Annotated in this window: 7 protein-coding genes; 3 read left to right on the top strand and 4 right to left on the bottom strand. The window is 41.0% G+C overall.

What is annotated here, in order from left to right:
* The first annotated feature begins 524 nt into the window (after positions 1-524).
* The 3 genes from lepA (at position 525) to ABFC98_04730 (ending at position 4,418) form a co-directional block, all read left to right on the top strand.
* Positions 525-2,324, top strand: coding sequence for a translation elongation factor 4 (lepA, locus tag ABFC98_04740; GenBank protein ID MEN6445333.1), 1,800 nt, complete (start codon positions 525-527; stop codon positions 2,322-2,324).
* 2 nt (positions 2,325-2,326) lie between these two features.
* On the top strand, positions 2,327-4,003 hold the full coding sequence (locus ABFC98_04735; GenBank protein MEN6445332.1) for a POTRA domain-containing protein: 1,677 nt from the start codon (positions 2,327-2,329) through the stop codon (positions 4,001-4,003).
* A 217-nt stretch (positions 4,004-4,220) separates the two neighbouring features.
* Positions 4,221-4,418 carry a hypothetical protein gene (locus tag ABFC98_04730; GenBank protein MEN6445331.1) on the top strand — a complete coding sequence of 66 codons (198 nt, stop codon included), beginning with the start codon at positions 4,221-4,223 and terminating at the stop codon, positions 4,416-4,418.
* A gap of 567 nt (positions 4,419-4,985) precedes the next feature.
* Here the strand turns inward: ABFC98_04730 and ABFC98_04725 are convergent.
* Genes ABFC98_04725 through ABFC98_04710 form a run of 4 tightly spaced genes read right to left on the bottom strand, consistent with a single transcriptional unit; the run spans position 4,986 to position 9,976 of the window.
* Entirely contained in the window at positions 4,986-5,453 is a 468-nt protein-coding gene (locus tag ABFC98_04725; GenBank protein ID MEN6445330.1) for a (2Fe-2S)-binding protein, read from the bottom strand.
* A complete protein-coding gene (locus tag ABFC98_04720; GenBank protein ID MEN6445329.1) occupies positions 5,450-7,717 on the bottom strand; it encodes a xanthine dehydrogenase family protein molybdopterin-binding subunit in 2,268 nt (755 codons plus the stop codon). The genes ABFC98_04725 and ABFC98_04720 overlap by 4 nt, the downstream gene beginning before the upstream one ends.
* Positions 7,707-8,801: a dihydroorotase family protein gene (locus ABFC98_04715; protein ID MEN6445328.1), complete on the bottom strand. Its 1,095-nt coding sequence runs from the start codon at positions 8,799-8,801 to the stop codon at positions 7,707-7,709. The genes ABFC98_04720 and ABFC98_04715 overlap by 11 nt, the downstream gene beginning before the upstream one ends.
* Entirely contained in the window at positions 8,798-9,976 is a 1,179-nt protein-coding gene (locus tag ABFC98_04710) for a pyridoxal-phosphate dependent enzyme (GenBank protein MEN6445327.1), read from the bottom strand. Before ABFC98_04710 ends, ABFC98_04715 begins: the two co-directional genes overlap by 4 nt.
* Positions 9,977-9,994 lie beyond the last annotated feature (18 nt).

Below are 9,994 nucleotides of genomic sequence, written 5' to 3'. Positions count from 1 at the left end.
TTTAACTCTAAACCGAGCTTCAGCTTTGACAGGAAAAGGCAATGAACTACATATAATGTTGCTATACAAATCTCGTTGCAACACAAAAAGGATCGGTTTAGAGTCAAAGCCAAAACACTTCAGCTTTGACAGAAAAAGGGAGGGAAATAAATTAACTGTTGCTATGTAAATTTCGTTGCAATGTTCGAAAGGATCGGTTTAGAGTCAAAGCCAAAACACTTCAGCTTTGATAGTATAAGGCAGGGAACTAATTTTACTGTTGCTATACAAATCTCGTTGCAACACAAAAAGGATCGGTTTAGAGTCAAAGCCAAAACCAAGCGAAAAAAGAGCTTCTCCCAAAGTGATTGACAAAAAGAGATAGTTTACATAAATGGATAACCATTATTTCTTGTTCAAAAGTCGCTGGTCATTTCTGCGCAAGCAGGATGTTAACTAAAAGCGGCAATAGATGTTACTAATTAGTTTATAATAATTTCCACAAAGGAAACTACAAGATAACAACGACAAATTAAGGAACTTAAATGAAGGAAGAGTTTATCCGCAATTTCTGCATTGTGGCGCATATAGATCATGGCAAATCCACTTTAGCAGACAGATTTTTGGAAGAAACGCATATCATAAATAAAGGCACGGAAATTCCACAGGTCTTGGACAGTATGGATTTGGAACGCGAAAAAGGCATCACGATTAAAAGTCATGCAATCCGTATGGTTCATAACTATCAAGGTCAGGATTATGTGCTGAACCTGATAGACACACCCGGGCATGTGGATTTTTCTTATGAGGTCTCGCGCGCTTTAGCATCTTGTGAAGGGGCGATTTTACTGGTAGATGCTTCTCAGGGAATTGAAGCCCAAACAATGAGTAATTTGTATCTTGCTTTGGATAACAACTTGGAAATTTTACCGGCAATCAATAAGATTGATCTTCCCAAGGCAGATATTGAAGGCACGGAAAATGATTTAGGCGAAATTTTAGGTTGCCTGCCCGAAGATATCATCAAAGTTAGCGCTAAAACAGGGGAAGGAGTTAAAGCCCTTTTGGATGCAGTCGTTTTGCGTTTACCGGCTCCTAAAGGTGAACCCAATGCCGCTCCTGAAGTGTTGATTTTTGATTCCTATTTTGATATGTATCGGGGAGTGGTAGTTCTGGTGCGCATTTTTCAAGGGCATTTACAAAAAGGGGATAAAATAAAGCTTTTTTCCACTGCCAAGGAATACGAAATTGAAGAGCTCGGTTATCTGGGCTTGAAATTTTCGCCTCAAAATGAACTAACTTGCGGAGAAGCGGGTTATATCATAGCCAATATCAAAGAGGTCTCCGATGCCCGCGTGGGAGACACAATTACTTTAGCCAAAGGTGGTTGTGAAAATCCTCTGCCCGGATTCAGAGAACCCAAACCAATGGTTTACAGCAGTATTTTTCCCATTAATGGCGAGGACTATGAAAGTTTGGTAGAATCCATTGCCAAGCTGAAATTGAATGATGCATCGCTAATTTACGAAAAAGAGAGTTCCGCCGCTTTGGGTTATGGTTTTCGCTGTGGTTTTTTGGGTATGTTGCATCTGGAGATTGTAAAAGAGCGTCTGTTAAGAGAATACAATTTACCGATTTTAGCCACTACTCCCAGCGTTCCTTTTTTAATCACCCTTAAAAACGGCGAAGAAGTTCAAATCAACAATCCGGTGGATTTTCCCGATCCGAGCAATGTGGAAAGCATCCGTGAACCTTTTATGGAAACGGAAATAATTGTGCCCACCGATTACATTGGCAATGTTATGAAATTGGCTCAGGAGCGACGCGGAGTGCAAAAAGACATTGTTTACATCGACGAAAAACGGGTTGCCCTGCATTATGAACTGCCTTTAATTGAGATTATCTTTGATTTTTACGATAAATTGAAGACGGTTAGCCGCGGTTATGCGTCTTTGGACTATGCTTTTAAGGATTACAGACAAGCGGAAGTGGTAAAAGTAGATATTCTCATCAACGGCGAAAAGGTAGATGCAATGAGTTTTATCTGCCATCAGGATAAAGCATATAACTGGGGAAAAAGTGTTACCGAAACCCTCTCTGAAGTTATTCCCAAACATCTTTTCAAAATTGCTTTGCAAGCAGCCATCGGAGGAAAAATTATTGCCCGAAGCACTATAACGCCTTTACGGAAGGATGTTTTAGCAAAATGTTATGGAGGTGATGTATCTCGTAAGCATAAACTGCTGGAAAAACAAAAAGAAGGCAAAAAAAAGATGAAGGAAATTGGGTCGGTAACTGTTCCGCAGGAAGCATTTCTTGCCGTTTTGAAAGCTGATAGAGAATAAAGGTGTCCCCTTTTTTTAAGCGCCGCTGCCTTTTTCTCCTTATTTTTTGCCTGTCCATTTTACCTCTTTCCGCTTTAACCATAAACAAAATCCGTTTTATTGGCATTTCCGGCATAGAAGAAGCGGAAATGTTAAAGGCAAGCGGTTTACAGGAAGGTCAGGAATATAGCCCCGAACTTATTTCCAATGCCACAAGTAAACTCTATCAGTATTTACAGGATAAAGGCAGATATTTCATTGTGATTTCGGCTCCCGAACTTATTCCTGAAGAAGAGGATAAGCTTTCGCTAATTTTTAAAGTGGAAGAAAAAGTCCCCTCCAACGAAGTTCAAATTCGTTTCACGGGAATGCACTATTTCAGCGAGGCAAAGCTATCTCAGTTGCTTATTTTATCCTCCGCAAAAACCTACCGCATAGATCAGCTTCCCAAAATAATGCAAGAAGTTCTTTCTTTATATAACAGCAGGGGTTATTTATTTGCCCAGGTGAAGCTGGATTCTTTGGTTTTAAATGAAGATTTAACCGCCTGGATCAATATTGAAGAAGGCAAACCCTTACGCGTGAAGAATTATCTCTTTCGAGGAAATAAAGTTACCAAAGATAAAACCCTTCTGCATTTATCCGGATTGGACAATGTGGAAAATATCACTCCAGACGCCTTAACTCAGGCAGAAGAAAATATTCTCAGAAAGAGTTATATCCGCCAGTGTAATGTGGAACCCATCAACGAAAATACTTTGCTCATTCAAGTTGAAGAAGGCAGAATGACCTATCTGGAAGGTGTTTTAGGAATGAACCGTCAATTTGACACGCTGAAACTTTCAGGTCAAATCCGCCTCCAATTTTTAAACCTTTGGGGCTCAGACCGCTCCCTGAACCTTTTCTGGAAACAGATTCCTGCTTCAACTGGCGAATTATCTTTAGCTTATCACGAATCGGGCATCCCAGGAATTCCGGTCTCGGCAGATATTGAACTTTATAGAGCTCAACAGGACTCCACTTGGATAAAAACCCGCGCCCGAGCAGATATTTATTATCAAATGCTGAAAAGCAACTTGGGTTTGGAGCTGGCAACCGAAAATTTAAGCCCTGGCTCCCGAAGACCCATAATCATTACCAAGGAAAATTCCCAAAGCATAGCCGCTTTTTGGACTTATAACATTTATGAGGGTGGCGGCAATCCCTACAAAGGAATGCAGCTAAAACTTCTTTATCGCTTAACGGGCAGAAATTTGACAGCTCATCTTTTTGGAGCCACGGAAGCGGGGATAAAAGGTTACATACCTATCACTAATCGCTTTGTCGGTTTTGCCGGTTTGGAAATTCGTAACTTGGAAAATCGGAATGCGGAACTTTGGCAGCAGTATAAAATGGGCGGTTACGGCTCTTTACGCGGTTATTATGAAGATGAAATCAGCTCTTATCGTTTGGCATGGACAAATTATGAATTGCGTTATCGTCTGAACCCGGAATCAAGAATTTATTTTCTTTTTGACCAGGGTTTTGTGGGGCAGGAAAAAAATAAATTGAAAACCGATATTTTTGGCATCGGCTTCGGTATGAAAATAAATACACGCTTAGGGATTTTAGGTTTGGAATATGCCCTCGGTTACAGAGATAAACGCTTTGCAGACCTCGGTAACGGAATGATTCATTTGGGACTTGATGTAGGTTTTTAAAAATATTTCTTGCCAAGATTTTAACCTCTAAAAATGATGTTCACTATTACTAAGTATATAGATGTGACTAAGGACTGTGTGAAGGATAGATAAAGGTTTTATCTTTGTCAGACCTTCAATACAAATGGCAAAATTTTTATATGTCTTGCCAAATTACATTAACAAAAAAAACAAAAAACCTAAGTACCCGAAAGGGAATTTGCTTATGGAGGAATCAATGAAAAAAGTTCTCTTAATCACTTTACTCGCTATGTTGCTGATCAGCACACTGGTGACTGGTTGCAAACAAAAGACAGAAGAGCCCGCAACAGATGAGACAGCTCCAGTAGAACAAACTACTCCTGCTACTCCTGATACCACAATGGCTCCTGCCCAGAGTCAAGCTCCTGCAACTCCTGCACCAGCCGGCAAATAATAACACGCTGAAAATAACATAAGCGCAGTCCTTAAAAAACGGGTATCCTCGGATGCCCGTTTTTTGTCTCATCATTTCTCTCTTCTCACTGCTCTATTTAGCTTTTTCCCCTTGCCTTAGCCCAAATAATGTCTGCCATCTCCTGGCATCTTTTTGTTGCTTGCTTTGCCCTCTAATAATGCTTTAACAATTCTGTAACACTTCTCTTATGACACTACTGCAGTGTTAGGGAAGTGTTAGAGAAGCGTTACTGAATATACTATGTAACAAACGGTTATGAATCTGCAATTAGAGATGGGTAGTAAGAAGTTTATTGCTTATTGATTGTCGCTAATTGGTTGTTCATTTTGGGGGACGGAAAGGGCTCATCAAACCGCAAATCAAGCCCAAGATAATGGAGCAGGAAAGGCACAAAAACAAAAAATGCCCCTCGCCTATTGAATGATAAATACAGAATGCAGATAGCAAATAGCTTTCAGAGGGCTATATAAATAATCTGTTCCATTTCTATGGTGTGGTTCAGTCCCCGCTGATGTTTATCCCAATAAGCTGTCTAATTTGCTTTAGTTACGCTTTATTCATTCTCTCTGCAGCTAACATCACTGCGTCGATAATTTGTTGATAGCCCGTGCATCTGCAAATGTTTACCTTAATGGCGTCCCGGATTTCTTGTCGGGTTGGATGTTGATTTTCCCGCAAAAAGGCATAGGAAGTTAAAATCATTGCCGGTGTGCAAAAACCACATTGAATGGCACCGGCATCAATAAATGCCTGTTGAACGGGATGTAAAGTTCCATCTGCATTTGCCAGTCCCTCAATCGTGATAATTTGTTCATCGCAAACATCTTTCAGTTTTAGCAAGCAAGAACGCTTGGGTTGGTAATTTACTAAAACAGTGCAACTTCCACACACTCCGATGTCGCAACCGATTTTGGTTCCCGTTAAATTTATATTTTCCCGCAAATAGGTGGAAAGTTTTGTTTCGGCAAGTTCTGCGGGGACATTATATTCGATGTCGTTAACCGTGATTTTCATTTTTGCCTCCCTTGAACAAAGTCCTTTACTTGCTGTGCCATAGGCAAATCGGTAAATCTTTTTCCGGTGGCTCTGTAAAGGGCATTGGCAATTGCCGGAGCAGTGATTTCTAAAGCCGGTTCTCCAATTCCTTTTGTTTTGGAAGGTGAATTGGGGTCTGCATTTTCAATTATGATTGCCGTCATATCAGGCAAATCCGTGCTACGCAAGACATAATATTTGTTAAAATTGCTAACCTGTGGCTTGCCATTTAGGAGAGGAAAATTTTCGGATAGGGCATAACCCGCTCCCATAGCCATTCCTCCGTAAATTTGACCCTCCAATGAAGCTGGATTTATCGCTTTGCCAATATCATGAGCGGCAACTAAATTCAGCAAAGTAATTTTACCTGTTCTATTGTTTACCTTCAATTCCACCGCTTGACAGCTGTATATCCAACTAAAATAAGCATTTCCGTGTCCTGTATTTTCATCCCAACTTATTGGGGGAGCGGAAAAAACCCCGAAGGCATAAGGATAAATTTGATGCTCATAACACAAACGCACTGCCTCAAAATAATCAGCCATTACATTGCCTTGTGCAGAATATACAGAACCGTCTTTATAAATGCAACCCGTTATGTTATATGTCTTTTCCACTCCTGCACAGAGACGCTCTTTAATAATTTGGGCGGCATTAACAACTGAGCTGCCACCCATAATTGTTCCTCTCGAAGCAACTGTGGAACCTCCGTCGGGAATATTGGAAGTGGATGGTAAACGATAACGAATAAGTTCTTTGGGAATGCCAAGTTCTTCTGAGGCAATTAAAATCATCGCACTTTGAGCTCCCTGGCCATTTTCGTGCACTCCGGTTTCCAATAAAACGCTGCCATCGGGTTGAATATTGATGATGGCACTGTTCATATCGGTTCCTTCCGCCCCCAAACTGACTCCCCTATAACAAATTGCATAGCCAATTCCATACCAGTCGTCAATTTCTGGGTTGCCAAAACTACATTTTTTCACTTTGTTTGCATAATCAATTTCTTTCAGAACGCTTTCCAAAACTTGGTTTAAAGAAACCGTATGATTATTTAGCTTCTGCTGGGTGATGGTAACGGAATCCTGATGCACCATATTCATTTTACGAAAATCAGTGGCATCCATATTTAATCTTTCCGCTGCCATTTCAATGAGTTGTTCTATGGCAAAATTTACTTGCGGCGAGCCAAAACCGCGAAAAGCGCCGGAAAAAATGTTGTTGGTATATACTCCGTAAACATCACTTTGCACATTAGGAACTTCATAACAGCCACAACTTTGAACTGTGGAACGCCAAGTTACCCAGGGAGTTACACTACAATATGCCCCTCCGTCCGCTAACATCCGAACTTTCATAAAGACGATTTTGCCGTCATTTTTCAGCCCCATTTTGTATTGTAGTTTGTAAGGATGGCGTTTATAACTTTCCCGCATACTCATTTCCCTGGTATAAGTTAACTTAACGGGTCTTTTTGTTAAATAGGCACATAAAGCTGCCCTGGCACAAACTAATGCCGCTGTGTCATCTTTGCCGCCAAAACCTCCACCCATGGGTATATTTTTTACTTCCACTTCACTTAATTTACAGCCCAAAGTGGAGGCAACGAATTTGCGGGTAGAAAAAGGATGTTGCATACTGCCCAGCACTTCTAAAACGCCATCTGGTCTTAAAAAACACAGCGCCGTTTCCGGTTCCAAGTATGCGTGTTCCACGCGTGAAGTATTAAACTCTTGTTCAATAATGAGATATGCTTCTTTTTCGCCCTCATTTATATCGCCGGTTCGCACTTTATGGTAGTTACAAATATTGCTGCCAAAATCAGGATTAACTATTGGACTGTTCTCTTTAATCGCTTCTTCGGGATCAAAAACGGCGGGCAATTCTGTGAGCTCCACTTTTATTAGTGCCAAGGATGAAATGGCAATTTCTCGCGTTTCTGCCACTACCAAAGCAAGAACATCACCCGCAGAACGAATTCTTTTATTAACGAGAGTGGGGCAGTCCTTAATAATCTGGCCATATTTTATGTTGCCGGGAATATCTTTTGCCGTATAAACAGCTACCACACCTTTTTGCTTAAGCGCTTCGGTAGAATCTATGTTTTTTATTATGGCGCTGGCAACTTGAGAATGTAATGGGGCTGCATACAGCATATTTGGCAGCTTATAATCATCGGCATATTTTGCTCTGCCGGTTACTTTAGCGATGGCATCGTTACGAAAAGCGTTATTAAACTTCATTATGATGCCTCCTCAATTCATAATGGCTCCAAAAATCAAGCCAGGGATTGGGTGTGTTTGCCCAACTGGGAACAACGGGATTAGGAGCTCCCAATCGTTCACAAGTGATTTCATTTTCCTCTACGGAAAAACCCATTAACCGAGCTGGATTGTAACTTATCAAATTAAAAAGCTGCTCCATAGTCAATATGCCTTTTTCTACCAAATGTTCTGCCGGCAAAGTAAAAAGGACTCCACTGCCGGCAATTCCCATAGGTGTTTTTTCGGGATGTAAAGCTCCTATGTCTTTTGTTTCCAAAGGAAAAGCGCAATGGTCACTGGCAAGAATATCAAAAATTCCATCCTGCAAAAGTTCTAAAAGCAGTCCTCTACTGTTTTCACAACGCAAAGGGGGAGAACAAAGCCAGCGATGACCTTCGGGATCATTTAATAACTCTTCATTCAAAAACAGATAGTGAAGAGCCGTTTCACAAGTTATATAATCGGCATCCTTTTTTGCCTGCTGAATTAAAAGCGCCGCTTGCGGAGTGGAAATATGCACAAAATGCACTGGATAACGATATTTTATGGCAAGATTAAGAATTTTATCCACTGCAGTTATTTCCGCTTTTTCGGGACGCCGCAAACAGTGATCGAAGGGCTGATAAAAAGGATAGCGTTCACTATATTCACTGATAATTTCGTCATCTTCACAATGCACCAACAAACGCTTTGGGGGATTGGGCATATCTTGCATCAGGCGTTCAATGTTTTCGTAACTTTGATACAATCCGCTTGCGCGATAGGTTGTATAAAGCTTGATATCGGTATCATCGGCAAAAACTTTTTCCAGTATGGTTAAATCCAGGTTTCTGGGAGTTAGATGCCAGAAAACCTTGCCTGAAAAAATGCGAGACGCCTTGCGCATTCTGATTAGTTTGGCGGAGATTGGTTCATTGTTACTTTCCGTTACAAATACACCAATGCCATCCAAACCATTATGTTCGTATAGGCGATTGAAACTTTTCCAGCTATCAGCTAAAAGGTGACCGCCAATGGTCTCGCCGATATGGACATGGAAATCATATATTCCGCTTGCTTTCATAATTTTACGGCTTTGGGGTCTTTCAATCCGTGACCGGTAATTAGTAACACAATATCTTCGTTACCATTTAGCCAATTTCGGGCAAACGCTTTTTGCAGTCCCGCCAAAGTTGCCGCCGAAGATGGTTCAGCAAAAACACCTGTTTCGGCTGCCAATTTTAGTTGCGCTTCTTGAATTTCAAAATCGCTCACGCGAATACATTTACCGTTGGTTTCTTTCAAAGCTTTTACAGCCCAATGCGCTAATGCCGGGGTTTTAACTTTGATGGAATCGGCAATGGTAACAGGATTTTCAGCATCCTTATAAATTCCTGTTTCCCAATAAGATGTAATGGCGTCACTGCTTTCTGCTTGCACACCTAAAAGCTGAGGCAAATTTTGGATGATGCCGGCTCTTTGCAAATCCACAAATGCTTTGTAGATACCAGTTAAAATAACTCCATCCCCCACCGGAATAATGATCCAATCCGGAACCTTAAAACCGTTCTGAATATAAATCTCCAGTCCGGCGCTCTTTTTACCGTCGATGGTCAAAGGATGATAACCTGTATTTCTACACATACAATTGTGGGTTTTGGCATATTCCAAAGCGGCCTTGAAGGCATCGTCATAACTACCCTGAACTTTATGCAGTTCTGCATTATGCACTTGAATTTGGATAAGTTTTGCAGGGGGAGCGCTCTCAGGAGCAAAAATAACAATTTTCAATCTGGCTGAGGCACCTAAACAAGCAAGTGAACAAGCGGCATTTCCTGTGCTGGCAGTTACGATTTCTGTAATTCCTTTTTGCAATGCATCCGCCACTACCAATTGAGTGGCACGATCTTTATAACTTCCGCTGGGATTTAAGCCATCAAACTTTATTCCAATTGGGTAGCCGGAGGACTTCATTTCTCCGCTTTCCAAACCCAAAATCCCTGTTCTAAAAAAAGGTGTGTTCCCAACTGGGAGAGGAGGATAAAATTCTGGATTTACGGCACTGAATAAAAGCGGGTCTGGTTTTTCTTGCCATTTTTTTCCTATTTCTGCATAGTTAAAAATAGCTTCCAAAACTCCTTTTAAGGGCATTCCGGGCAGATAATCCCTACCACATTCATCACAAAGATAATGCAGCTTTTTGGTGTCCAATTCTTTCCCGCATTCGATGCAGCGGTAATAACTTAAGTAACTTTTCATTTATGCCTCATAAAGAGT

The organism is Candidatus Cloacimonas sp. (genome assembly GCA_039680785.1).
In the GTDB taxonomy this organism is placed as follows: Bacteria; Cloacimonadota; Cloacimonadia; order Cloacimonadales; family Cloacimonadaceae; genus Cloacimonas.
The sequence above is the reverse complement of the archived record's forward strand: the minus strand, read 5'-3'. Positions and strand labels throughout refer to the sequence as shown.